The 21292-nt window shown below is 65.2% G+C and carries 30 protein-coding genes; 17 read left to right on the top strand and 13 right to left on the bottom strand.

What is annotated here, in order from left to right; genetic code table 11:
- Positions 1 to 128: 128 nt before the first annotated feature.
- From AC50YA_RS10405 to AC50YA_RS10345, 13 genes are all read left to right on the top strand, one after another.
- Positions 129 to 314, top strand: a complete 186-nt coding sequence (locus tag AC50YA_RS10405; RefSeq protein ID WP_494982205.1) for a helix-turn-helix transcriptional regulator — start codon at positions 129 to 131, stop codon at positions 312 to 314.
- Between the two features lie 440 nt (positions 315 to 754).
- Positions 755 to 1594, top strand: a complete 840-nt coding sequence (locus AC50YA_RS10400; protein WP_494982204.1) for an AAA family ATPase — start codon at positions 755 to 757, stop codon at positions 1592 to 1594.
- Positions 1595 to 1704: 110 nt separating this feature from the next.
- A complete protein-coding gene (locus AC50YA_RS10395; protein ID WP_494982203.1) occupies positions 1705 to 1860 on the top strand; it encodes a hypothetical protein in 156 nt (51 codons plus the stop codon).
- A complete protein-coding gene (locus tag AC50YA_RS10390; RefSeq protein ID WP_494982202.1) occupies positions 1857 to 2273 on the top strand; it encodes a hypothetical protein in 417 nt (138 codons plus the stop codon). Before AC50YA_RS10395 ends, AC50YA_RS10390 begins: the two co-directional genes overlap by 4 nt.
- A complete protein-coding gene (locus tag AC50YA_RS10385; RefSeq protein ID WP_494982201.1) occupies positions 2270 to 2476 on the top strand; it encodes a hypothetical protein in 207 nt (68 codons plus the stop codon). The genes AC50YA_RS10390 and AC50YA_RS10385 overlap by 4 nt, the downstream gene beginning before the upstream one ends.
- Before the next feature lie 2 nt (positions 2477 to 2478).
- Positions 2479 to 3402 carry a tail fiber domain-containing protein gene (locus AC50YA_RS10380; protein ID WP_494982200.1) on the top strand — a complete coding sequence of 308 codons (924 nt, stop codon included), beginning with the start codon at positions 2479 to 2481 and terminating at the stop codon, positions 3400 to 3402.
- A complete protein-coding gene (locus AC50YA_RS10375) occupies positions 3399 to 3668 on the top strand; it encodes a hypothetical protein (RefSeq protein WP_494982199.1) in 270 nt (89 codons plus the stop codon). The genes AC50YA_RS10380 and AC50YA_RS10375 overlap by 4 nt, the downstream gene beginning before the upstream one ends.
- 1 nt (position 3669) lies before the next feature.
- Complete coding sequence (locus tag AC50YA_RS10370; protein WP_494982198.1) at positions 3670 to 3879, top strand: hypothetical protein; 210 nt, start codon at positions 3670 to 3672, stop codon at positions 3877 to 3879.
- Positions 3876 to 4010, top strand: a complete 135-nt coding sequence (locus tag AC50YA_RS10365) for a hypothetical protein (protein ID WP_494982197.1) — start codon at positions 3876 to 3878, stop codon at positions 4008 to 4010. Before AC50YA_RS10370 ends, AC50YA_RS10365 begins: the two co-directional genes overlap by 4 nt.
- Positions 4007 to 4240, top strand: a complete 234-nt coding sequence (locus tag AC50YA_RS10360; protein ID WP_494982196.1) for a hypothetical protein — start codon at positions 4007 to 4009, stop codon at positions 4238 to 4240. Before AC50YA_RS10365 ends, AC50YA_RS10360 begins: the two co-directional genes overlap by 4 nt.
- 15 nt (positions 4241 to 4255) lie before the next feature.
- Entirely contained in the window at positions 4256 to 4399 is a 144-nt protein-coding gene (locus tag AC50YA_RS10355; protein ID WP_494982195.1) for a hypothetical protein, read from the top strand.
- Between the two features lie 13 nt (positions 4400 to 4412).
- Positions 4413 to 5147, top strand: coding sequence for a hypothetical protein (locus tag AC50YA_RS10350; RefSeq protein WP_494982194.1), 735 nt, complete (start codon positions 4413 to 4415; stop codon positions 5145 to 5147).
- Positions 5148 to 5328: 181 nt separating this feature from the next.
- Positions 5329 to 5688: a phage terminase small subunit gene (locus AC50YA_RS10345; protein WP_494982193.1), complete on the top strand. Its 360-nt coding sequence runs from the start codon at positions 5329 to 5331 to the stop codon at positions 5686 to 5688.
- Positions 5689 to 6317: 629 nt separating this feature from the next.
- On the opposite strand, the gene AC50YA_RS10340 is transcribed toward AC50YA_RS10345, so the two are convergent.
- The gene (locus AC50YA_RS10340; protein WP_494982192.1) at positions 6318 to 6569 is read right to left on the bottom strand and encodes a hypothetical protein; all 252 of its coding nucleotides are present in this window, start codon (positions 6567 to 6569) and stop codon (positions 6318 to 6320) included.
- A gap of 226 nt (positions 6570 to 6795) precedes the next feature.
- On the opposite strand from AC50YA_RS10340, the gene AC50YA_RS10335 reads away from it, so the two are divergent.
- Complete coding sequence (locus AC50YA_RS10335) at positions 6796 to 7356, top strand: hypothetical protein (RefSeq protein ID WP_494982191.1); 561 nt, start codon at positions 6796 to 6798, stop codon at positions 7354 to 7356.
- Positions 7357 to 7634: 278 nt separating this feature from the next.
- On the opposite strand, the gene AC50YA_RS10330 is transcribed toward AC50YA_RS10335, so the two are convergent.
- The 9 genes from AC50YA_RS10330 to AC50YA_RS10290 form a co-directional block, all read right to left on the bottom strand.
- Positions 7635 to 8087, bottom strand: coding sequence for a hypothetical protein (locus tag AC50YA_RS10330; protein WP_494982190.1), 453 nt, complete (start codon positions 8085 to 8087; stop codon positions 7635 to 7637).
- A 435-nt stretch (positions 8088 to 8522) separates the two neighbouring features.
- Positions 8523 to 8738 (bottom strand): helix-turn-helix domain-containing protein, encoded by a 216-nt coding sequence (locus AC50YA_RS10325; RefSeq protein ID WP_494982189.1) that lies wholly within the window; start codon positions 8736 to 8738, stop codon positions 8523 to 8525.
- Positions 8735 to 8863: a hypothetical protein gene (locus tag AC50YA_RS10320; RefSeq protein ID WP_494982188.1), complete on the bottom strand. Its 129-nt coding sequence runs from the start codon at positions 8861 to 8863 to the stop codon at positions 8735 to 8737. Before AC50YA_RS10320 ends, AC50YA_RS10325 begins: the two co-directional genes overlap by 4 nt.
- A gap of 97 nt (positions 8864 to 8960) precedes the next feature.
- Positions 8961 to 9206, bottom strand: coding sequence for a hypothetical protein (locus tag AC50YA_RS10315; protein ID WP_494982187.1), 246 nt, complete (start codon positions 9204 to 9206; stop codon positions 8961 to 8963).
- A gap of 157 nt (positions 9207 to 9363) precedes the next feature.
- On the bottom strand, positions 9364 to 9972 hold the full coding sequence (locus tag AC50YA_RS10310) for a type II secretion system F family protein (protein ID WP_494982186.1): 609 nt from the start codon (positions 9970 to 9972) through the stop codon (positions 9364 to 9366).
- Complete coding sequence (locus AC50YA_RS10305) at positions 9969 to 10850, bottom strand: type II secretion system F family protein (RefSeq protein ID WP_494982185.1); 882 nt, start codon at positions 10848 to 10850, stop codon at positions 9969 to 9971. Before AC50YA_RS10305 ends, AC50YA_RS10310 begins: the two co-directional genes overlap by 4 nt.
- Positions 10847 to 12100 (bottom strand): TadA family conjugal transfer-associated ATPase, encoded by a 1254-nt coding sequence (locus tag AC50YA_RS10300; RefSeq protein WP_494982184.1) that lies wholly within the window; start codon positions 12098 to 12100, stop codon positions 10847 to 10849. Before AC50YA_RS10300 ends, AC50YA_RS10305 begins: the two co-directional genes overlap by 4 nt.
- Positions 12097 to 13338 (bottom strand): septum site-determining protein Ssd, encoded by a 1242-nt coding sequence (ssd, locus tag AC50YA_RS10295; RefSeq protein WP_494982183.1) that lies wholly within the window; start codon positions 13336 to 13338, stop codon positions 12097 to 12099. Before ssd ends, AC50YA_RS10300 begins: the two co-directional genes overlap by 4 nt.
- A 153-nt stretch (positions 13339 to 13491) precedes the next feature.
- A complete protein-coding gene (locus tag AC50YA_RS10290; RefSeq protein WP_494982182.1) occupies positions 13492 to 13707 on the bottom strand; it encodes a death domain-containing protein in 216 nt (71 codons plus the stop codon).
- Positions 13708 to 13878: 171 nt separating this feature from the next.
- On the opposite strand from AC50YA_RS10290, the gene AC50YA_RS10285 reads away from it, so the two are divergent.
- Positions 13879 to 15591 carry a bifunctional 3'-5' exonuclease/DNA polymerase gene (locus tag AC50YA_RS10285; protein WP_494982181.1) on the top strand — a complete coding sequence of 571 codons (1713 nt, stop codon included), beginning with the start codon at positions 13879 to 13881 and terminating at the stop codon, positions 15589 to 15591.
- Positions 15592 to 15700: 109 nt separating this feature from the next.
- Positions 15701 to 15934 (top strand): YegP family protein, encoded by a 234-nt coding sequence (locus AC50YA_RS10280; protein ID WP_494982180.1) that lies wholly within the window; start codon positions 15701 to 15703, stop codon positions 15932 to 15934.
- 92 nt (positions 15935 to 16026) lie between these two features.
- Here the strand turns inward: AC50YA_RS10280 and AC50YA_RS10275 are convergent, their stop codons facing one another.
- The 3 genes from AC50YA_RS10275 to AC50YA_RS10265 are packed head-to-tail and all read right to left on the bottom strand — an operon-like array spanning position 16027 to position 18826.
- On the bottom strand, positions 16027 to 16704 hold the full coding sequence (locus AC50YA_RS10275) for an NUDIX hydrolase (RefSeq protein WP_494982179.1): 678 nt from the start codon (positions 16702 to 16704) through the stop codon (positions 16027 to 16029).
- On the bottom strand, positions 16701 to 17525 hold the full coding sequence (gene nth, locus AC50YA_RS10270) for an endonuclease III (RefSeq protein WP_494982178.1): 825 nt from the start codon (positions 17523 to 17525) through the stop codon (positions 16701 to 16703). The genes AC50YA_RS10275 and nth overlap by 4 nt, the downstream gene beginning before the upstream one ends.
- 8 nt (positions 17526 to 17533) lie before the next feature.
- On the bottom strand, positions 17534 to 18826 hold the full coding sequence (locus AC50YA_RS10265; protein WP_494982177.1) for a hypothetical protein: 1293 nt from the start codon (positions 18824 to 18826) through the stop codon (positions 17534 to 17536).
- 407 nt (positions 18827 to 19233) lie between these two features.
- Between AC50YA_RS10265 and acs the strand changes: the two genes are divergently transcribed.
- Positions 19234 to 21243, top strand: coding sequence for an acetate--CoA ligase (gene acs, locus AC50YA_RS10260; RefSeq protein WP_494982176.1), 2010 nt, complete (start codon positions 19234 to 19236; stop codon positions 21241 to 21243).
- Positions 21244 to 21292 lie beyond the last annotated feature (49 nt).

Below are 21292 nucleotides of genomic sequence, written 5' to 3'. Positions count from 1 at the left end.
GTTATTCATAGCAACGCAGAACCGGCCCGGCAGCTCCCGCTAGAGAACAACCCGGACCGGCTCAAGATCAGAGAATCCTGGCAGATTCAAAGATCGGGCTTGCATTACATATCCGGCAAGGACAAGAAATGCAAAGGGGACAGTTCAAAATGAACGATCCGAGATTAACTATCGCAGACCTAGAGCGCGATCTCAATGTGAGCCGCTCGACAATTTACCGCCGCATCAAAGACGGAACGCTGACGGCCTACAAGTTCGGGCCTCGGATTATCCGCTTCGATGCCGCAGAAGTCGCCGCCGCCTTCCGTAAGTAGGCCGGCCGTGAAATCAACTGCATCCGACAAGTTGACCGCCCACATCGCCGCCATGGTTGCATCATGGCCCCCGCCCACTCCGGAGCAAGTCCGCCGCGTCACAGTCATTCTGCGTGGTGCAACATGCTAACCGTCGCCGTTTACCAAAGCTGGGAATTGCGCAGATTCCTTGACGCCGGCAAGTTCGGGTACTTCGACGCCGCGGAGGTTGCCGCATGGACGTAATGACAGCAATGGAAGAGTTCAACATCTCCGAAGACGAGTACCAGCGCAACCGGCGAGACCAGCAAAAGGCCGAAACATCCTCTGTTCCTGTTCCTCCACCCCCTGTGTCAGGAACAAGGAACACGGTGGTTTACGGGAACATTGCAGCCCTCCTAGCCGGGGATCTTCCCCCCGCGCCTATCCCGTCAGTGCTCCGCCGAATGGATGGCATTGGGATGTTCTACAACAACCAGGTCAACATCCTTTTTGGAGAACCGGAGTCAGGCAAGACCTTCGTGGCCCTCGCCGCCATCGTGGAGTGTCTCAGTCAGGGCGGCCGCGCAGTGTTCCTGGATATGGACCACAACGGCATGGAGGGTATAGCCGCTAGGTTGCTGGATCTCGGAGCTGACGCGGACATCCTAGGCAACCTGGACAGGTTCCGCTATAAGGAGCCAGAAGACCGCCAGGACCTCATACAGACCGTGGCCGACCTGCGGGTGTGGCGCCCCGGCGTCGCCGTCCTGGACAGTATCGGTGAACTAATGCCAACCATGGGGCTAAGTTCCAACAGCCCGGATGATTTCACCATCGCCCACACGTCAGTTCTAAAGCCGCTGGCAATGGCAGGCGCCGCAGTCATCGCCATCGACCACGTAGCCAAGAACACCGAATCCAAGGCCCAGGGCCCGACCGGCACGGCGGCGAAGTCACGGGCGGCGGGCGGGACCATGTTGCGGGTAACCGTCAAGGATGCATTTACTCCCGGCCATGGTGGAGCCGCCTACCTGAACGTCAAAAAGGACCGCCATGGTGGTCTACGCTCCAACTCCCCCCGAGGAGATAAAGAACCCTTGGGCGGGACATTCAAACTCTTCCCAGATGGCAACTTCGCGGTGTTCGCGGCCAACGACGGGGAGCGCAGGCCGGAGACTGTGCCCGGTGCCGACCTCGCGGCACTCAAGGCGCTGGATCCTCAGCCCGAATCGGTCAGAGACGTCAAGGAACGCCTGAGTTGGAGCAGCGACCGGGCCACATCGGCCCTGCGGGTTTACAGGGATCAGGTGGAGAAGTGAGGGCGTTCCTTGTTCCTCATACAGAGGGTGCAGGAACAGGAACACTCATCGTTCCTTGTTCCGGAGGAACGCAGCAGGAACAGGAACGCTCAGTGAAAGGAATCAGCGAAATGACCACCAGCATGAATGCCTGCGAGCACTGCAACGCGGACGTGACACTAACCCCGGACCCAGAGTGTGAAGTCGTCATGGTCTTGACCGTCGCCCACGATGACGACTGCGAGTTCTACCAGCAGTTGCAGGCCAAACGGGAGGCCAGAAAATGACCACGGCAAAGGAACTCCGCGCAGCTTTCCACGAGGCCATTCTCAGCCACGGCGGACGCCGCACCGGCGGTTACTACACGGTGCCGGCTGGCAGCCCCGTAAACGGCCGTCAGCCATGGCTCAGCTACAGGATCAACCCCAACGGCTACGGCCCAGCGGCTTGCACCATCGTCCTAGACAGGTGGAACGCCTCAGACCCTCCCGAGTCCGCCCGAGCATGGCTCACGGAACACGTTCACCCGTTCGTCAAGAGCGCAGTGCAAAGCATCCGCAAGGGCAACTACTGGATGACTCTCCCCGGCGTCAGTTCCTACACTTCCGCGACGGTCCTGCGCTCCGACGTCGCCGCCTTCCTGAATGTTTGGATCCCCCAAGAAAAACGCTGGCACCAGGAACGGGAGCAGACCGCATGAACACCACCCCGCCGCCCTCAGTAGCCGTTATGAAGCTCTCAAAGTCTGAGTACGTCCAGCTTGCAGACCAGTTCCGGGACAAGGCCCTAGAGGCTCACCAGGACATGCGCCTCTGGATGAATCGCTGCCTGCTCGCAGAGTCCCGACTAGCCACCCTCAGGGCCGAATACGAGCCCACCACAAACCAAAAATTGGAGAAGTAGACATGGGACAGCCAGGACAGTTTGGACTCAAAGGCGAAGACTGGATCGGGCGTGAACTCGCCGACATCAAGCGCCAGATGCAGCAGGATCGCGCCGCGAATCATTTTGCACCCATGGGCATCCTTCCCCGTCAAGGCGGGATCGACGTACAGGGTTTTGTGAACTCCCTCCGCACTGACGGGACCAAGGGCGTAGCGATGGACGATGACGGCGTGTTCATCGTCTACAACGCCGCCGGGACCACGCCCGTAGCCCGCTTCGGCCCGCTCGACAACTCCGCCCCCGGTCAGTACGGCGTGGAAGTGCTTGTAGGCACCACATGGGTTCAGCTCGGCGCGCAGGCCACCACTTGGGACACCGTATCGGGTAAGCCGGGCTGGGCGTCCAGCGCTGCCAGCATCGCCGGCACCAACATCAGCGGGACCGTGCCAGCGTCCACGGAAGCAGCCCACGCGCTCGACGCCGACGGATCAGTTAGGGCTTATAACACCGAGCCCGCGGGCACCGGCAGCTACTACGCCGTATGGGTGGATGCCAACCAAAAGCTCTGCCGCAACACTTCCAGCATCGCGTACAAGGAAAACGTCAGGGCCCACAACCTGGACCCCGCCAGCGTGCTTGAACTCCAGCCCGTCATTTACGACCGGAAGGCCGGCGGATCCAACGAGTACGGCCTCATCGCCGAACAGGTGCAGGAGCATGTGCCCGAGCTGGTGCAGTGGTTTGACGGCAAGGTGGACGGCGTCCGCTATGAACTGTTGCCCGTCGCCCTCCTGGACGTTGTGAAGGATCAGGAGAACCGGATACGGGCACTTGAAGGCCGCGCACCACTCCCGCCCCGTCTCAGCGTTCCGAACGTACCGGCACCCGGCGCCCCGGACATCGAACCGGAACCCCTGCCCTACAACATCGAGGCAACATCATGATCATCCCCGCCGTCAACGTCCGCCCCATCGACAGGGCCCGCGCCATCCGCGCCATCCTCGCCGTCCGCCAGACCGACCAGGTAGGACTCACCCACGTAGCCAAGGAAGCGGCCTCGGACGCAGACCCCGAATCCGTGGCGCAACTAGTCCTTGCGCTCACCGAGCTAGCCGCATCCTTCCTTAGCTCCATCCCAGACGGCGACAACCGACTCCAGCAGATGCTTTTGGACTACGCGAAGCACAACACTACGGAACAGGAGAACTGACATGGAAGCGGAAAACGGAAGCCGCAGCCCGGCGCCATCATCAGCCGGCATCTACTCAGACCGGACCCTCAATGGATGGAACGCGCCCGCCGCGGCCGCCGCCCTCTGGGAACGCGCAAAGCACCTACAGGAGCAAGTGGACTACTGGAGGCGCCGCGCAACCTCCGCAGAGTCCCGGATGCTCACCCACCACTGCCAGGAGAACCAATGACCCGCGCCGCCAGCCAATGCTCACTGCATCCGACGCCCCAACCGAGCATCTGCTTTACCTGCAACCAGATCAACCGTGACGGCTGGGGCTCGACGGAGCAGCAGGCCACCGAGAAGGAAACCAGCAAATGACCAACCGCCCCACACTGTTCACTACCAAGCCGGAGTACCACGCAGAAAACGTGAAGCGCGCCGCGAGGCTCCGCACCGCCGCCGGATACATCGGCAAGCCCGACGGCGCCACGGAACCCGCCGTCATCATCTTCAACGGCCACGGCTTCCAGTACGCACTGGACGAAACACAGGCGTACAAGCTGGCTGACTCCATCGCCGACGCCCTCGAATCCCACCGCCAGAACTGAACCAGGAGATAGCCCATGACTGAACAGCGAGACACCCCGGAGACCACCGACCAGGAAGCCGCGGACGCTCTATACGAAAAGGCCTACGGCGCCCCACGCCTACCGGAATTCTCGCCAGAACACGAAGACCTTTACAACCAGTACTTCCCCAACAACTGAAAGGCCCAACACTATGCCCCGCTTCAACCCCGCCACCGTCCGAATCAACGAACTACGCGAAATCGTAGAAGCCATCAAGGCCTACGGCATCAAACCAGACCCCAAGGTAGCCCACGGCATCGACATTCACGACGCCATCCACCACCGAACCGCCGCAGCACCCGCGGCGCGCATTCTGGACCTCACCGAAGATCAGGCAGTTGACCACGCTTTCAACATCGCCCGCACCATCGCCCAGGGCAACCGGGGAGAGGGCATGACCGCCGTGGGAATCGCGTCCACTCACGTCCAAGACCGTCTGGTTAGCGAGACATGGGAAGTACTCGCCGCCGACGCCCCTCGCATCATCGAAGAGCTTCGCCCCACCTTCGACACCGCAGTGGCCCAACTGACGGCCGCCATCAACGCGGGCATCAAACCGAAGTCGACAGCCCAAGACGTGCTGGACCTTGAAGACGCAGCCGCCGCGGTTATCTGGAACGACCTCGACAGGCATATCCGCACCCTTGAACGCATCAAGACCTTGCGGGCCAACATGTCAGTCAGGCTTGGGATCGCACCGCAGAGTCACAGCGATGACCCGGTTATCGACTACACCGCCAGCTTCGCCCACCCGGACACCGGCATTACCTCCGGAGTCAGCCTTACCTACCCCGGCAACATCAACATCCGCCGCGCCTTCAGCACCCCGTTCGAGGAATGGATGACCCTCGCAGCCTGGACCAAGGGCAACATGCAGCTCAACTAGAACAGGCACACGGCGCGGGCCAGTTACACGCTGGCCCGCCGCCGTGACCACCAGTAGGAGGCGCGAGGGGACGTTAACCCAAGGGCCTCCTGCACCCCACCGAGGGCAGCAACCCCCGCGCCAACCGCTCAACCTCAACGCAACGACGAAAGGAGGCCCTTAGATGGGCACTCAAAGGAACATGACTAAGCCCAACTCGAGGGCCTACAGGCCGCAGGCAGCGGCTATCCGCGCCGCCCTTGTGGAGCTACCAGCGGAAGGCTGCACGTTGCCCATCCCGGATCTCCCCAAGTCGCGGGAATGGTCCGACGTGGAACAGGAACGCTGGATCGAGCTGTGGGAGTCTCCGCAGGCTACGCAGTGGGATGACTCATGCCGCGGAACCGTCGCCCTGTTGGTTCAGTATGAATCCCGTTTGCTATCTGGCAACGACGGCGGCACGGCATGGGTAGCCCAGGAATGCCGCTACGCCTCAGAGTCCCTTGGATTGACCCCTAAGGCCATGGCATCTCTTGGATGGAGGATCAGCGATGGCGAGTAGCAGACGGGCAGCTAGAGCCGCGCCACCCGCCCCAGTGCAGCCGGCAGCGGAGACCGCTACGTACCGCCGCCGAACGGCTCACGACTCCAACGGATTCCGGGGCATCATCACGTGGGAGGGCGGCGTGCCGGTGAGAGTGTGGGACGTGCACGGAGGCGCTGCAATTGAAGGTCTCAAGGCACAAGAGTTTGTCCATGCTTTGAACGCGCCTAGCCTGCCCCTATCAACTCGACGATGACGACCGTTCGACCGACCACCCCTGGGCCGAAACCCTCGCCCCCGGCCCTCTGAAATTTCCCCGCCGGGGAGGGTGCTTATATCGCGTACGCTTCCCGGGATCTGAAGCACGGCCCTACCCAGGGTGCGGGCATACCCTCAAGGCAACCCAATTCCGGACCACCGGGGAGCAAAACGCGTACCGCCGCGAAATGCAGCGTTCTTGTGGACCCCACCAGGGGCCTCTACATGTCGCCCGCTCATACAACCACCGCTGGTGAGCACCCTCGCAGTTCAGGGCAGCTGAAATGTCGTCGGCCCAACGATTTCGGCAAGCGCAGCACGTAGCAACAGAGCGGCCCCGGATCTCTTAGGAGGTTCGGGACCGGCCTGACGTTGCCCTACCGCAGGGCTCAGTGCTTGCCGGCGGGGACTGTTACGGCGAATTGGGTGGACGCAGTGAGCGCCGATGCTATGCGTTTCAGGTAGCCAATGCAAATGATCAGCAGCCCGAGGATTCCGCCGCCGCCAAGGATGAAACCATTCGTAACGCCGTTGAACGAGCCCATCACGAAGAGCGCCACGCTTAGGCCGCAGAAGATGATTCCAGTTCCGATAAGAGTGTCGCCCGGAAGTTTTGCGCTAGTCCCCAATTTGATCCCCATGCGCTGATCTAACCACGTAAACCGGTCGCACGGGTAGGGATCGCCGGAATGAGTCCGGTCTCGCGGGAAACAGCACAGGCGTGCTAAATCGGTTCCATCGCCACTGCTGACTAAATCCTCGTGGCTGCCGCAGAATGTCCGAGTCACGCGGTACTGTGCACTCACTCGATGACTTCAGGGGGACAACGTGGGGACAAAGCGGGAGTTCTTAGCGACGGTCGCGCCGGTGCAGGAATCACTCAGTACCGGCCAGGATGGCGGCAAGAGCGTCATTCGCACGCGCAAGATCACCATTACGGACCACACGGGCAAGACAGTGCGCACCGTCGAAGCCGCAGATGATGCATCGGACATCAAGGAAAAGATCACCAAGGCCGGATATATCATCTCGGGCTGGGACGGTGCTAATGCGAAGCTGACGCAGCGCCCCTCCACATCAGGTGAGAAAGCCGTTATTGGGTGCGCTTGGGTCGCACTCGCCCTGGTCATCCTGATGTTCGTTGGATGTTCGGCCATGATGAACAGCGCCGGCAGTAAGAATGATGACGACGGCAGCGCAGTCATGGCCCGGATAGCGTGCGAAGACATGGTGAAGGACAAACTCAAGTCGCCCGGCTCTGCCAAGTTCAGCGGGCAGTCTGAGACTGGATCCGGAAATTCATGGACAGCGAGTGGCAGCGTCGATTCTCAGAACGGCTTCGGCGCCCTAATGCGCTCAGGCTATAGCTGCACTATCACGTACACTCCCAGCGACCAGACGTGGCGAGGGAGGGCCACGATCAACTGACGCCGGGCCATCGCGCCGATTGTTGGGGCGAGCCAGCGAACCGTTGCCAACGACGTTGAGCAGGTGAGCAATTTTGCTCACGTCGATACGCAGGGCATGGACGGCAAAACCTATACCCGCCCGAACCGCTCGGAATATTCCGAGCGCGAACCTCGCTACAACTCCGCGCATCTTCCATAGCCTCAATGGTGGACATTTGTCCACCATTGATATCCGCCCGCTGACGGCACAGAAAAGCCCCGGACCTATGACAGGTGCCGGGGCTGTTTCCTGCGCGCTTAGACGGCAGCCGGGACCGCGGCCGTGATATTCACCGGGCGGATGGACTTAGCTGCGGCCGTGAGGTCGGCCGCAAGCTTCAGGGCTTCGTCAGGGGAGAGCATCTGCATTTCCCCGAGCCCGTCCGATGGCGCCACCTCAACGGAGTGCAGGCCAGTGGCGGCGTGCCAGCTCGGCGTAATGACGAATGCGGAGGAAACCACCTTTGCGCCGACGTAGTAATCAGCGCAGCCGGCGGCCAGTTCGTAGCCCGTCGGCGGGACAACTTCGCCGGAATCCTGGACGCCCAGAGTTGACACGCTGAAACTGAGATCCGCGCCGTCCGTGAGCCAGCGGTCCCCGAGGACTCGTTCCAAGTCCCCCATGAGCTCATGGGCCTTCATGCCGAGTTCATCGGCGAGCTCTGCGAACTCACGGAACGTGTTGGGCATCTTGATAGTGGTTGTAGTCATGGCTGGAGACCAACTTTCATACTTGATTGGAAGCATCCCCCCGCGGGATGCCGTGAGTGTAGCGGGATGGTGTGACAAACAAGGGGTAGCAGGTTCAAAGATGAATCGGACCTAAAGGACTGGCTTGTCATAGTCCCTCACCCCGTCACGAAACCCGCCGCCCCCGCCTCCATCAGCGACATTCCAACGCCCGTAGCCCGCCCGGTAATTCGGGGCAGGCTGGCGCTCACGCGGCTGCACGGCCGTGGCAGTCGCTCAGCCCCCGGTAGGGCAGCAAAGGGAGGTCTAAACACCGGGCCGACACTGTTTAGCGTCTAGGTCAGCAGGAACGACGCAGGCGGAAGCCTGGAACCAGCCAAGGGGGTACACAGTAAGGACACCCTTGAGCGGATCCCGACCGCCGCCACAGATGATTGTGGAGCGGGCCGGGACGGGTTATGCCACGATTGCCGACATGGGGCAGCCCAGCACCTTAGCCAGCTTGCTAATTTCCTTGGCGGTAAACGTCGTTTCACCGGAGAGCTTGCGCCGCAGCGCAGCTTGGGAAATGCCGACACCGGCAGCAATGGCCTTAGGCGTGATTCCGGCCGCTGCAATGCGTTCCCGGATCAGCTCTAGCGTCATGTCGTAGTAGGACACCTTGGCGCTCATGCCGTCACGGCTCCGAAGGTGGCACCCACGAGCAGCGAGGGGAGGAGGAAGAATGCCAACACCAAGAAGGTGTAGAAGACGAATTGCACTGTGCCTTGCACGGCGCGGGCTGTAGGCTTGTTCATGTTGCCGGTCCTGACTACTGGTAACCACGCCCCGGGGGATTGCCGTCCTGCCGGGGCTTTACCCGACTTAGAGCGGGTAACTTCAACTAGTGTCTGTCTATTCTGCCGTTGCCATTCCGGCCTCGGAACCTGAGAGCCGGCGGCGGCGCTCCTTCCGCTCGCTGGCACCGGGGTATAGCTCCACAACGTTGCCAGCGAGCTCGGGGGACTCCTGTCGTTGGCAGGTACACGCGCCCAATCCTGCATCGGAGCGTGTTCCCGAGTCCCGTAGTGCGGCGCCCGTTGCTCCGGTGCTGAACTCCGGTGCAGGCACGGCCGAAAGGCTGTCTTGGATGATGGTCATGGTGATGGTTTCCCTTCTGTGCTCCGGCCGAGTTGCCGGCTGATTCGACTCTTCCCGGCTCAGCAGGTCTCGGTAAGGGCCAACATCCTGTAAGTGGATAAGCGCGGCTTTGAGCGGATTGTGGAGGACGGGACGGGTGTGGAGGAATGGATGGGAGTCAGGACCCGGACGGCACCAGTGCCAGCAGGACCGGGACAACGCCCAGACAGATGAAGGCCGGGAGCGAGCACAGGCCCAGCGGAATGACCAGCTTCACGCCGAGGGAAGCCGCCCGTTTCTCGGCAGCGCGGAATCTTTCCCGGCGCAGCCTGGCGGCCTGCGCATAAAGGATGGCCGACGACGGCGCTCCAGTCAGGGCGGCGAATCCCAATGCGTCACGCAGTTCCAGGATTTCAGGAAGCCTGACTTCTGAACTGCGCCAGGCTGTCTCCCAGTCGGCTCCGATGGCGAGCCCAGACACCACCGGGCGCAGCGCCTTGCCGTAGTCCGTGGAGGCCGAGGCCGCGACGAGTTCCAGGGACCGTCCAATCCCTGACCCCGCGTCCAGCATCGCGGCCACGAGCTCAAGCATCATGGCCGTGTCACGCAATCCATGAAGACGGCCGCCTTGAGCGAGTGCTTCATCGGCCCCTTGCGACCTGGCACGCACTTCCACTCGCAGTCTGAGCAGTCGCGTTCGGACCCGGTTTGGCTGCGAAAGGGCCAGGCACTCGGCCGCAGCCAGAACAACTGCCAAGGCAAGCCCCGGCACAAAAATGTCCGTCATGGCACACCGGCCCCGGCGGCAGCACGGACCAGGCGGGCGGACCAGATCCTCCCGGCGATGGTGAGGCCCACTCCCGCGGCGAGCGCCGCCATTCCCAGCGGCGTCCCGATCAGAATGGCCACCGGATCCACGCCCAGCGCTATTCCCAGGCCCAGTCCCATCAGCGGGAGCCACGTCAGGAGTCTGACCGTGGCTTTAGGTCCGGCGAGGGCTGTCTGGCGTGCGGCCTCGGCATCGTCTTCCACTTCCAGTTGCGCCGCAAACCGCGCCAGGACGTCAGCTAGCGGACAGCCGCTGGCTTCGGCGATATCAAAGCAGGCGGCCAGCTCACACCAGATCCGTAGCTCCCGGCTGTCGGCGCGCGAAAACTCCGCTTGCGCGGCCTTCCTGATCGCCTCAGACACCGGTGCGCCCCGGAACGCTGCTGCCCGGACTGCGCCAAGCATCACCAGGGAGCCTGCGCTCAGGCTCGGACCGCTGCGCCCGGCCGCCGGCCCACGGGATAGTTCTGCTCTTCCTGCGTGGTCCTGCGACGCGCCTGAGCCTGCGTCCGTTGTTGCGGAACCTGACTCCGGACGGCCACCGTGGACCAGCCACAGTTCATCCCATAGCCGTGCCGGAGTGCGGCCGCCCTTCAGCAGCGCAGCAAGCTGCTGCACCACAAGGGTCAGGGACAGGTCACCCTGTTCCCGTCCGGCACGGTGCACTTTTCGCCACGAGCCGCCCGTTCTGGTGCCACCGGACCCGGGGCGAACCCGACCGGCGAAGCCTGGGCCCGCACTCCCCACGGCGCGGAGGAAACGGCCTGTGGCACCGCCGGGCGGGCTGAAAACCAGCACGACCGCCAGCCCGAGGACCACGGCCAGAAGAAGTGTCATGCGGCGGCACCCGCTGCGACGGACAGTCCCAGCCTCGAGCTCAGCGACTCCCAGGCAGGACCTGTGCCGAGCTGGCCGCGTCTGGTCTCCAGCGCCGGAACCACGGCAAGCCCGCCGGGACCGTCCTGCACCACGCCGACACAGGCAACCTGCCGCCCGTGGCTGGACCGCTCCACGTGGACCACAACGTCCAAGGCGCTGGCTGCCTGGAGACGGACGGCGTCCTGGCCCATGCCCGCGAGTGCGCCCAGGGCTGTCAGGCGGGCCGGGACAGCGGTGGCAGCGTTCGCGTGGATGGTCCCTCCTCCGCCGGTGTGGCCGGTGTTCATGGCGGTCAGGAGCTCCCGGACCTCGGCACCGCGGCATTCCCCCACCACCAGCCGGTCCGGCCGCATCCGCAGCGCCTGCCGGACGAGTTCGCCCAGGTCCACTTCGCCGCCGCCTTCGAGGTTTCCGTGCCGGGACTCGAGCGACACAATGTGCGGATGGACGGGGTTCAGTTCGGACGCGTCCTCGATCAGGACCAGGCGTTCGGCCGGGGAACACAGCCCCAGCAGGGTGGAGAGCAGAGTGGTTTTCCCCGAACCCGTGGCTCCGCTGATCAGGAAACTCAGCCGCTGAGCAACAACGCGTTCAAGGACCTCGTGGACCACGTTGCCGAACATGCCGCCGGCACGGAGTTCGTCCATTGAGAAGACCTGCTCCCGCCGGATGCGGACGCTCAGGAGGGTGCCGGCTGTCGAAATCGGCGGGAGGACGGCGTGGACGCGGTAGCCGCCGTCGAGCCTGACATCAACGCACGGGGACCCGTCGTCCAGCCGTCTGCCGCCTGCGGCCACAAGCCGCGATGCCAAAGCCCGCACCTGCGCCTCCCCGGAAAACGACACCCCTGCGGGTTCGATGCCCTGACCCCGGTCGATCCACACGGAATCCGGGGCGTTGACGAAGATGTCGGTGACGTGGACGTCCCGCGTCAGTTCCTGGAGCGGGCCAAGCCCATTCAGCTCGGCGCTGATCCGTTCCACGGCAGCGAGGGAGCCGGCAGTCCCCAGCAGCCGCCCGGTGGCCTGGACCGCGGCGGCGACCCGGGATGGGGTGACCGGTCCGGCGTCGGCCATGACGGATTCACGCACCGTTTCCAACAGCGCCGAATCCAAGAACCGCGGATCCAATACACGGGCCTGCCGACGGCGTGCCCCCGTCCGCTGGTCCGCGGGCGACGGCGGCAGGACTGGCTGCCGCGAGTTCACGGCAGGTCTCCGACGGGGATGTCGCCGTCCAGCAGATCGAGCACCGAGGCGGCGAAATGCCTGACGCTCCGCCGTTTGCCCACGTCAAGGAGCCGTCCGTTTTCCCCGGCCGCTGTAACGCCGCGCAGCTCCGGAACCCGGCCGTGGACCGGCAGCCCGACGGCGTCCGCAATCAGTCCGCCGTCCAGCGCAGCACCGGCCTTGCCCCGGACCAGGAGGGCCGCCTCAACCGGCGGCAGCTCGTGAAGCAGCCGGGCCGTAGCCACCGCGGCCTTGAGCTGCGCCGGCACAACCACCAGGATGCGGTCACAGTCCCAAGCAAACGTGCGCACAGGCTCGGCGCCCCGACCGATGTCCACCACCACCAGTTCATAGCCACGCCGGGCCGCATCCAGCACGCCACCGGTGGTGGCGGCATCCACCGGTGCGTGGCGGTCTCGGCTGCCGGGCCAGGACAGGAAGGAAAACCCGCCGGCGACCGGGAGTGAGTCGGCCAGCTGCTCAGGATCGATGCTTCCGCTCGCGTCGGCCAGGTCGGGCCAGCGCAGCCCCGGCGTCTCCTCAGCGGCCAGCGCCAGTTCCAGGCCACCACCCCAAGGGTCCCCGTCAACCAGCAATACGCGCACACCCAGGCCGGCCGCCGCCTGGGCGATCCAGATTGCCGCGGTGGTGGCGCCGGCACCTCCGCAGCCGCCTGTTATCCCGAGGACGAGCCCTCCCGCCTCGGGCGACCGCGACCGGCTCAGGTACTCTGCCAGCCAGGCCGAGGCATCCGGAAGCACCGCCACCCGCTCCGCTCCGAGGGCTGTAGCCAGGTGCCAGAGACTGTCCCCCTCCCCGTTCAGGCCCACCAACACGGCAGGGGCCCGCCGCCGCGGCGGCAGCTCACGGACATCGCTCCCCACCAACACTGCGGCCGCGGCGTCCCAGTACTTGGCGGCATCAGCCACATCCGCCACCACTCGCAGCTGGCCGCCAGCGGCAGCCACAATCCGTTCCACTTCGCCCTGCAGAAAGTCGTAGCCGGTGACCAGGAGAACCTCGGCACCAGCAGGGTCCGGCAGCCAGGCTCCCGCAGCCTGTCCCGAGGCAGGCGCACGGGACGTGGAACCACCGGACCTGGAATCGCGAGTCTGGGAACCATCGGAGTCAGATCCATGGGGCGGGGAGGGCCGGGCACGGGACAACTGGGTGGAAGGCCGCTCGGAAGGGGGTGGAGATAGCTGGTGCCTGCTCATGCAGCAACTCTCCACGGTGGTCATGGGCGAGAAACAGGGGCGTGCCACCCTATGTGGACAACTCCCCCGAACGGGCCGGCCGAACGCGCCGAACGGGCCGAACGGGCCGAACGGGCCGAACGGGCCGAACGAAAGACCAGCCCGAACAGCCGGTTATTGCTTCCTGTATTTGCGGTGGACGGCCTGCTTGCTCACCCCAAGGCACAGGGCAATGGCTTCCCAAGACAGACCGGTCTGCCTCGCCTTTCGGACCAGCGACGCTTCGGTGCGGCCAACTTCCTTCTGCAGTTCCGCTACTGCGTACAGCGCTTCAGCAGGGCCTTTCCCGTCCATTGATGCGACCAGTGCTTTCATCCGCTCCATCTCCATTCGTCAACTTTAGTTGACGCCGGAGGGTCCGTCAACATATATTGACGGCCTCCAGATCGATGGCGCTCACACCACGGCTCACACCAGAGCCCACGTCACGGGCCCAGGCCGTGTCTCACGCCCCGGCCGCCCGGTCCACACCTACCCCCGCCACAGGGCAGAATTGGACCTATGTATCTGCTGCTCGCCACCCACGCCCACGGCGCGGCCCTCCAGCAGGTCACGCAGGCCGGCGATCCGCACCCCGACCGCCCCGAACCTCGCCTCATCAGCGCAAGCGAGCTGGCCGGCGTCGTACGCCAGCTGGAAAACCGGCCCCGCGAGGCGCCGCCCCGTTGGATCTGGCACCGGACCCAGGACTGGTACCCCGCGCTGCTGGCGGCGGGCGTGGAAGTGGACCGCTGCTATGACCTCAGCCTGTGCGGCAATATCCTGGCGTATTCGCAGTTCGCCGCCCACACGGAGTACGCCCGGAACGCCGAAAAGGAACCGCTCGACGATCCCCAGGAGCTGCCCCGCACTCTCCAACCGCCGCCCCCGCCGGCGGACCAGGGCGCGCTCTTTGACGACGTCCGCCAGCGGACACCGCGCCACACCCTGGCGGAGCTCCGCGCAGAATATGCCGCGCAGCAGGCAGCCATTGCCTCGGCAGCTCCGGAGGAAAACAAGCGGAAGCGGCTCCAGCTGCTGCTGGCCGCCGAATCCGCCGGCGCCATGATCGCCGCGGAGATGCAGCACACCGGTGTCCCGTGGCGCGAGGACCTGCATGAGCAGATCCTCGCCGACTACCTCGGGCCGCGCCCTCAGGCCGGCCACCGCCCCGCGAAGCTGGAGGCCCTGAACACCGAACTGCGGGGGCTGCTCAACTCGCCCGGGCTGAACCCGGACTCGCCGCAGGAGCTGATGCGCGCCCTGCACCGCAACGGCATCGAGGTGAAGAGCACGCGGCAGTGGGAGCTGATGGAGTCCAGCCACCCCGCCATTGAACCGCTCCTCGCCTACAAGAAACTATCCCGGCTCCACGCCGCCAACGGCTGGGCCTGGCTGGACGCCTGGGTAGCCAACGGCCGCTTCCAGCCCGAGTACGTGGTGGGCGGCGTGGTGTCCGGCCGTTGGGCCTCCCGGGGCGGCGGTGCCCTGCAGATCCCGCGCCAGATCCGCGGCGCGGTCCATGCGGATCCCGGCCACAAGCTCATCGTCGCGGACGCTTCCCAGCTGGAACCCCGGGTGCTGGTGGCGCTGGCGCAGGACTCCAAAATGGCTGAAGCGGCGCGCGACAAGGACCTGTACGCCGGCATCGCAGCCCAGGGTTTCGGCGGCGACCGCGCCAAGGCGAAGATCGCCCTCCTGGGCGCCATCTATGGCGCCACCACGGGCGAATCCGGGCGCCTGATGCCGCAGCTGGCACGGACCTACCCCCGCGCCGTCGGTTTTGTGGAGCAGGCTGCGCGCGACGGCGAGGCCGGCGGCACCGTGACCACCAGGCTTGGCCGGAGCAGCCCGCCGCCGTCGGAAGGGTGGTTCCGGAGCCAGCAGTCGGCCACCGCCGAAGAGCAGCGCCGAGCGGAATCCATTGCCCGTTCCCGCGGCCGCTTCACCCGCAACTTTGTGGTCCAGGGATCCGCCGCCGACTGGGCGGCGTGCTGGCTGGCGGAATTACGACGGCGGCTGCGGGCCTTGCGTGCCGACGGTTCCGTCCAGGCGGAGTTGGTGTTCTTCCTGCACGACGAGGTGATGGTCCATGCCCCCGAGGCCGGCGTCCAGGCCTGCATCCGGGCCATCGAGGAAGCTGCCGCCGCCGCGAAGGAACTGCTGTTCGGTCCTATCCCGGTGGAATTTCCTGTCAGCGTGGCCGTGGTGGACTCCTACGACAACGCGAAGTAGCAAAGGCCCCACGGGCAGCCCGAAGAAACCTACCCGGGAGTAGTTGGTCGAACCGCTGTGACCATGGTTACAGTCAGAGCAGCGACTGAAGCAGACGGTCCAGCTATTCATGCAAAGACGCATATCAGGGGAGGTCCGGCATATGGCGGGCAGGTTTGAAATTCATCGGGTAAGTGACGAGTGCTATCGGCTCAGGCTCACCGACTCAAACGGGAATACCGTGGCGGTTTCGCCCGACTTCAAGCATCTCGGTGCCTTGAAGGACGGCATCGATGCCCTGCGTGAAAACGCGGCCACGGGCATTGTTGTTGATCTTCGGCAGCAGCCGCTCATCACCAGCTAAGTCGGTGCGCACCAGCTAAGCCGGCACACACGGTGCACGACCGGCGGGCTCAGGCCTGCCGGGCCACACGCATTCTACGGACCACACCCACGCTAGAAGGCCACCTCGTGCAGCCGGGTGCGGTCCCACGGCACGGCCCAGCCCAGCTGCTCAAAGAGGCCGTCCAGGATGATTCCTGTGAAGCCCCAGACCAGCACACCGCTGACCGCGAAGGCGGGGCTGCTGAAGGTCCTGCCATCGCGGCTGACCGTGGCCGTCACCCGGTTGGCCGGATCCAGCAGGTCCCGGACCGGGATCCGGAAAACCTGGGCGGATTCGGCGTAGTCCACCACGTGAACCGGCGACGGCGACGCCCACCACCCGAGCACCGGCGTCACCAGGAAGTTGCTGCGGGCCAGCCCAAGCTCCTGCAGCACGCCGAGGACCTCCACACCGGCGGAGTCCAGCCCGGTTTCCTCTTCGGCTTCCCGGAGGGCTGCCGCAACCGGGGTTTCGTCCCCGTCGATGGAACCACCGGGAAAGGCGACCTGGCCGGGGTGGGAACCCAGGGTGTGCGCGCGTTCCAAGAGCAGGACGTCAAGGTCCGCCGCGGCCAGCGGTTTGCCGGAGACGGCCGGAACGTCGTCGAGCACACCAAAAAGCATCAGGACTGCCGCCTTGCGGGCAATGGATTCGTCCACGGTCAGGGCCGCCCAAGCAGTGTTCGGCGCCGTGACGTCGCCGCTGTCCGATCTGCGCACCAGGTCGATCAGGTCCTGGCGTGCGCTCACGGGAGCCGCCTCTGCGATTCCATCCGGATTTCAGCGGCGCGGTGCGTCTCGGCCAGCAACCGTTCCAAGAGAATCTCGCTCCCGGGCGCCAACTCGTATTTGAGGAGTTTGGCGGCTTTGCCGGGATCGGTCTCGCCCAACCCGTAGCTGGGGCACCAGTTGGCCACCGGACACGCGCCGCAGGCAGGCTTCCGTGAGTGGCACACCCGCCGCCCGTGGAACACCACCCGGTGCGAGAGCATGGTCCAGTCCTTGGGCTCAAACAGCTCCGCGACGTCGAATTCGATCTGCACCGGATCCTCGGATGTGGTCCAGCCGAAGCGCCGTGCGAGCCGGCCGAAGTGCGTATCCACGGTTATTCCGGGGACGCCGAAGGCATTGCCCAGCACCACGTTGGCGGTTTTGCGGCCCACTCCGGGCAGCGTGACCAGGTCCTCCAGCCGGCCGGGGACCACGCCGTCGTACTCGTCCACCAGGCGCGTACTCAGCGCCATCACGTTCTTCGTTTTGGCCCGGAAAAAGCCGGTGGGCTGCAGGATCGCTTCGAGCTCGGCGGGATCGGCCTCTGACATGGCCCGGGCGTCCGGGTAGCGCGCAAACAGGATCTTGGTGACCTGGTTGACCAGCACGTCGGTGGTCTGGGCCGACAGGACCGTGGCCACCACCAGCTCGAAAGGGTTCCGGAAATCCAGCTCCGCATGGGCGTACGGATACTTCTCCGCGAGGGCCTTGTTGATCCGTCGCGCCCGGCGCTTCAACGCCAGCAAAGACTCCGGAGCTGCTGTGGCCGGGCCGGATCCGGGTCTGCGGGAGGTGGCCACGGGGCCGGCTAGCCGCGCTCGATGTTGCTGAGGTCGCGCAGCACGCCCACCCGTCCGTCTGTGTGCTGGACCAGGAATTCATGGCCGCGGTCTTCCAGGGCCAGCACCCAGCCGCCCGGTTCAATTACAAAGGCGGGGGCCCCGGTCTGGGCATCCACCGCGGTCCGGTGCTGGGCCACGGCAAACCAAAATGCCTCATGCGCCGGCTCTTCGTACGATTCTTCCGGCCTGGATGCCGGATCCACGGTGGCGCCGATGGGCTCCACGCTGCGCACCTGCTGATGCACGGCCGTGGCCGTAGGTTCCTGGGCAGACGGGCGCGCCGTGGCAGAGACACCGGTGCCGGCATCGTGTTTTGCCGCTTCGGGCTCAGCGGCGGCGGACGCTGCCGCAGCGGCCGCGGGAGCCGAGGCCGACGTCGGGGTGTCACCCTTTGTTGTCTCAGCAACGGCGGGCGTCACTGAGGCGCCCGTTGCTGAAGGGGAAGGCACGACGTCGGCCGTCTGGGTTGCGGGGCTCGGGTCAGCGGCAGCGGACCACTCGCTGACCTCCGGGGCGGAGGAGACAGCCGCGGAGGCCGCCGGTGCGGAAAAGGCCCCGGCCGAAGCGGCGGGGGTGGCGGCACTCGCGGAAGTTGCCGCTGCCGCAGAAGTCGTTGCAGGCGGGGAAGCTGCCGGGACGGGCGAGGCCGCGGGCTTGGGTTCCTTGGGCGTGTGCGGCTTGGGCAGCGGGACAGCCGAGTCGCGCGCCATCACGTGGGCCGGGGATTCGTCGCGCCCCAGGAAGTCGCCGGCGAAGAACGGGATGAACCGGCTCAGCACGGTCCCCGCGAACAGCACGATGGAACCGGCCAGGCCCACCAGCAGGCTGGGCACATAGGCCGCGGCAGCGGAAACGAAGAAGAACGCCAGGGCAAAGGAAGCCACCACCGAAGCGAACTGGTCAAGGGACAGCGACCCGATGCGGACCTTCGTCGCGGGAGCGAGCCGGCGGGCAGCAAAGAGTGCCGTGACAATCAGCGGCAACACAATGCCGAGGCCCAGGAAGAACAGGCTGCCTGCATTCCAGAGATTGAACCGGCCGAAGAAGATGGGCAGCAGCGAGGCCACCAGCAGAATGAGGGTGGCGGCGAAAACCGTCAGGTCCCGCAGCGTGAACGGACCCAGCACGGCCTGGTTGGTGGTGCCCGGTTTGCCGCCGGCCGGCTTCTGCACGCCCTTCGCTGAGCCCTCCCCCGGAGTGCTTCCAGGCCCTGCCTCGGTTGCACGGCCAAATTTCCGGCCGAAGCTTTGCTGGTTCATTCTGTACTCCTTAGCGTGGCGGCACCGGGACGGTTCCGTCCCAAAAACTGTGCCGTCCGGAACGGCGGCAACGGCCAGTCCCGGCAGCGATACGCCGGATCCGACAGCTCCGTAGAAAGTCACAATTCAATCTCAGCCTAGCCAACCGCATGGCCGATCACTAGCTGATCCGCCGCGCCGGGACGCCACCGAGCAGGGTCCCCTAACCATTCACCGCTAAATAAACGCCGTTCGTGGGCGCCTTTGTGACAGCGGACACAGCGGGCCCCGGCACGTATTAGTCTTGATTCCGGAACAGCTCTTTGCGGAATGTCCGTGATCGGCCGCTGCCCAATGCCGCGCAAGCGGCAGAGCACGGCCGGGCGACGGCAGCCGCTGAAAAAGACCGATGAATGATGAGGTTCACCATGTCACAGGACACTCCCGGCTCCACGGCCACCGCCCCCGCAGCTTCCGTGCCGAGCGACCAGCAGGGCGACGCCTTCGAAAACCTGCTGCACGAAAAGCGCACCTTCGCCCCCAGCCCCGAATTCGCTGCCGACGCCGTTGTCACCGCCGCTGATTACGCTGAGGCCGACGCAGACCGCCCGGCTTTCTGGGCGAAGCAGGCCCGCGGGCTGCTCACCTGGAGCAAAGACTTCGACCAGGCTCTGGACTGGTCCAACCCGCCGTTCGCCAAATGGTTCGTGGGCGGCGAAGTCAACGCGGCCTACAACGCGCTGGACCGCCACGTGGAGAACGGCCTCGGGGACCGGGTGGCCATTTACTTCGAGGGCGAACCCGGAGACACCCGCACCTACACGTACGCCCAGCTCACCGAAGAGGTCAAGAAGGCAGCGAACGCCTTCGAATCCCTCGGCGTGGAAAAGGGAGACCGGGTGGCCGTCTACCTGCCCATGATCCCCGAGGCAGTCATCACGCTGCTGGCCTGCGCCCGCATCGGTGCCGTGCACTCGGTGGTGTTCGGTGGCTTCTCCGCGGACGCCCTTCGCTCCCGGATCGAGGACGCCGAAGCCAAGCTCGTTGTGACCGCGGACGGCACCTATCGCCGGGGCAAGCCCAGCGCCCTGAAGACCGCGGTGGACGATGCCCTCGCCGCCGACGGGCACACGGTCCAGAACGTGGTGGTGGTCAAGCGCAACGGCCAGAACGTGGACTGGCACGAAGGCCGGGACCACTGGTGGGCGGACACCGTGGAGCTGGCCTCCAACCAGCACAAGGCCGTGGGTCACGACTCCGAGCACCCGCTGTTCATCCTGTACACCTCCGGCACCACGGGCAAGCCCAAGGGCATCCTGCATACCACCGGCGGCTACCTCACCCAGGGCGCCTACACCCATAAAGCCGTCTTCGACCTGCACCCCGCAACGGATGTCTACTGGTGCACGGCCGACGTCGGCTGGGTCACCGGCCACTCGTACGTCGCCTACGCCCCGCTCATCAACGGCGCCACCCAGGTCATGTACGAGGGCACCCCTGATTCCCCGCACCAGGGCCGCTGGTGGGAGATCATCGAGAAGTACAAGGTCTCTATCCTCTACACCGCTCCCACGGCCATCCGTACGTTTATGAAGTGGGGCCGGGACATCCCCGACAAGTATGATCTGACCTCCCTCCGGGTCCTCGGTTCCGTGGGCGAATCCATCAACCCCGAAGCCTGGATGTGGTACCGGGACGTCATCGGCGGCAACAAGGCACCGATCGTGGACACCTGGTGGCAGACCGAAACCGGCGCCCAGATGATCGCCCCGCTGCCCGGCGTCACCGCCACGAAGCCCGGCTCGGCCCAGGTCCCGCTGCCCGGCATCGCGGTGGACGTCGTGGACGAGAACGGCGAATCCGTGCCGGACGGCCACGGCGGCTTCCTGGTGATCCGGGAACCCTGGCCCGCCATGCTCCGCGGCATCTGGGGCGACCCCGAGCGGTTCAAGGAGACCTACTGGTCCCGCTTCGAAGGCATGTACTTCGCAGGCGACGGCGCCAAGAAGGACGAAGACGGCGACGTGTGGCTCCTGGGCCGCGTGGATGACGTTATGAACGTCTCCGGGCACCGGCTCTCCACCACCGAGATCGAATCCGCCTTGGTCAGCCACCCCTCAGTGGCTGAAGCCGCCGTCGTGGGAGCCGCGGACGAGACCACCGGCCAGGCCATCGTCGCGTTCGTGATCCTGCGCGGCGACGCCGTGGACTCGGGCGAGGCCACCATCGCCGAACTCCGCAACCACGTTGGCAAGGAAATCGGGCCCATCGCCAAACCCAAAACCATCCTCGTGGTCCCGGAACTGCCCAAAACCCGCTCGGGTAAGATCGTCCGCCGCCTGCTCAAGGACATCGCCGAAGGCCGAGACTCCGGCGACGCCACCACCCTGGCCGACACCACCGTCATGGCCCAGATCGCGGCGTCCCTCCGGAAATAGGTTTGGTGGGGGGGTGGCCGAGGAGTGGGAGTCATGCTCCGCGTGCTAC

The sequence above is a fragment of the Pseudarthrobacter sp. RHLT3-21 genome, from assembly GCF_059383495.1.
Note: the sequence above shows the minus strand (reverse complement) of the source record. Positions and strands in the feature narration are given on the sequence as shown.

Bases quoted from the DNA above. Each gene is read 5' to 3' on its own strand.
- AC50YA_RS10405 (WP_494982205.1), top strand. From the start codon at position 129: ATGCAAAGGGGACAGTTCAAAATGAACGATCCGAGATTAACTATCGCA.
- AC50YA_RS10400 (WP_494982204.1), top strand. From the start codon at position 755: ATGTTCTACAACAACCAGGTCAACATCCTTTTTGGAGAACCGGAGTCA.
- AC50YA_RS10395 (WP_494982203.1), top strand. From the start codon at position 1,705: ATGACCACCAGCATGAATGCCTGCGAGCACTGCAACGCGGACGTGACA.
- AC50YA_RS10390 (WP_494982202.1), top strand. From the start codon at position 1,857: ATGACCACGGCAAAGGAACTCCGCGCAGCTTTCCACGAGGCCATTCTC.
- AC50YA_RS10385 (WP_494982201.1), top strand. From the start codon at position 2,270: ATGAACACCACCCCGCCGCCCTCAGTAGCCGTTATGAAGCTCTCAAAG.
- AC50YA_RS10380 (WP_494982200.1), top strand. From the start codon at position 2,479: ATGGGACAGCCAGGACAGTTTGGACTCAAAGGCGAAGACTGGATCGGG.
- AC50YA_RS10375 (WP_494982199.1), top strand. From the start codon at position 3,399: ATGATCATCCCCGCCGTCAACGTCCGCCCCATCGACAGGGCCCGCGCC.
- AC50YA_RS10370 (WP_494982198.1), top strand. From the start codon at position 3,670: ATGGAAGCGGAAAACGGAAGCCGCAGCCCGGCGCCATCATCAGCCGGC.
- AC50YA_RS10365 (WP_494982197.1), top strand. From the start codon at position 3,876: ATGACCCGCGCCGCCAGCCAATGCTCACTGCATCCGACGCCCCAACCG.
- AC50YA_RS10360 (WP_494982196.1), top strand. From the start codon at position 4,007: ATGACCAACCGCCCCACACTGTTCACTACCAAGCCGGAGTACCACGCA.
- AC50YA_RS10355 (WP_494982195.1), top strand. From the start codon at position 4,256: ATGACTGAACAGCGAGACACCCCGGAGACCACCGACCAGGAAGCCGCG.
- AC50YA_RS10350 (WP_494982194.1), top strand. From the start codon at position 4,413: ATGCCCCGCTTCAACCCCGCCACCGTCCGAATCAACGAACTACGCGAA.
- AC50YA_RS10345 (WP_494982193.1), top strand. From the start codon at position 5,329: ATGACTAAGCCCAACTCGAGGGCCTACAGGCCGCAGGCAGCGGCTATC.
- AC50YA_RS10340 (WP_494982192.1), bottom strand. From the start codon at position 6,569: ATGGGGATCAAATTGGGGACTAGCGCAAAACTTCCGGGCGACACTCTT.
- AC50YA_RS10330 (WP_494982190.1), bottom strand. From the start codon at position 8,087: ATGACTACAACCACTATCAAGATGCCCAACACGTTCCGTGAGTTCGCA.
- AC50YA_RS10325 (WP_494982189.1), bottom strand. From the start codon at position 8,738: ATGAGCGCCAAGGTGTCCTACTACGACATGACGCTAGAGCTGATCCGG.
- AC50YA_RS10320 (WP_494982188.1), bottom strand. From the start codon at position 8,863: ATGAACAAGCCTACAGCCCGCGCCGTGCAAGGCACAGTGCAATTCGTC.
- AC50YA_RS10315 (WP_494982187.1), bottom strand. From the start codon at position 9,206: ATGACCATCATCCAAGACAGCCTTTCGGCCGTGCCTGCACCGGAGTTC.
- AC50YA_RS10310 (WP_494982186.1), bottom strand. From the start codon at position 9,972: ATGACGGACATTTTTGTGCCGGGGCTTGCCTTGGCAGTTGTTCTGGCT.
- AC50YA_RS10305 (WP_494982185.1), bottom strand. From the start codon at position 10,850: ATGACACTTCTTCTGGCCGTGGTCCTCGGGCTGGCGGTCGTGCTGGTT.
- ssd (WP_494982183.1), bottom strand. From the start codon at position 13,338: ATGAGCAGGCACCAGCTATCTCCACCCCCTTCCGAGCGGCCTTCCACC.
- AC50YA_RS10290 (WP_494982182.1), bottom strand. From the start codon at position 13,707: ATGGAGATGGAGCGGATGAAAGCACTGGTCGCATCAATGGACGGGAAA.
- AC50YA_RS10285 (WP_494982181.1), top strand. From the start codon at position 13,879: ATGTATCTGCTGCTCGCCACCCACGCCCACGGCGCGGCCCTCCAGCAG.
- AC50YA_RS10280 (WP_494982180.1), top strand. From the start codon at position 15,701: ATGCAAAGACGCATATCAGGGGAGGTCCGGCATATGGCGGGCAGGTTT.
- AC50YA_RS10265 (WP_494982177.1), bottom strand. From the start codon at position 18,826: ATGAACCAGCAAAGCTTCGGCCGGAAATTTGGCCGTGCAACCGAGGCA.
- acs (WP_494982176.1), top strand. From the start codon at position 19,234: ATGTCACAGGACACTCCCGGCTCCACGGCCACCGCCCCCGCAGCTTCC.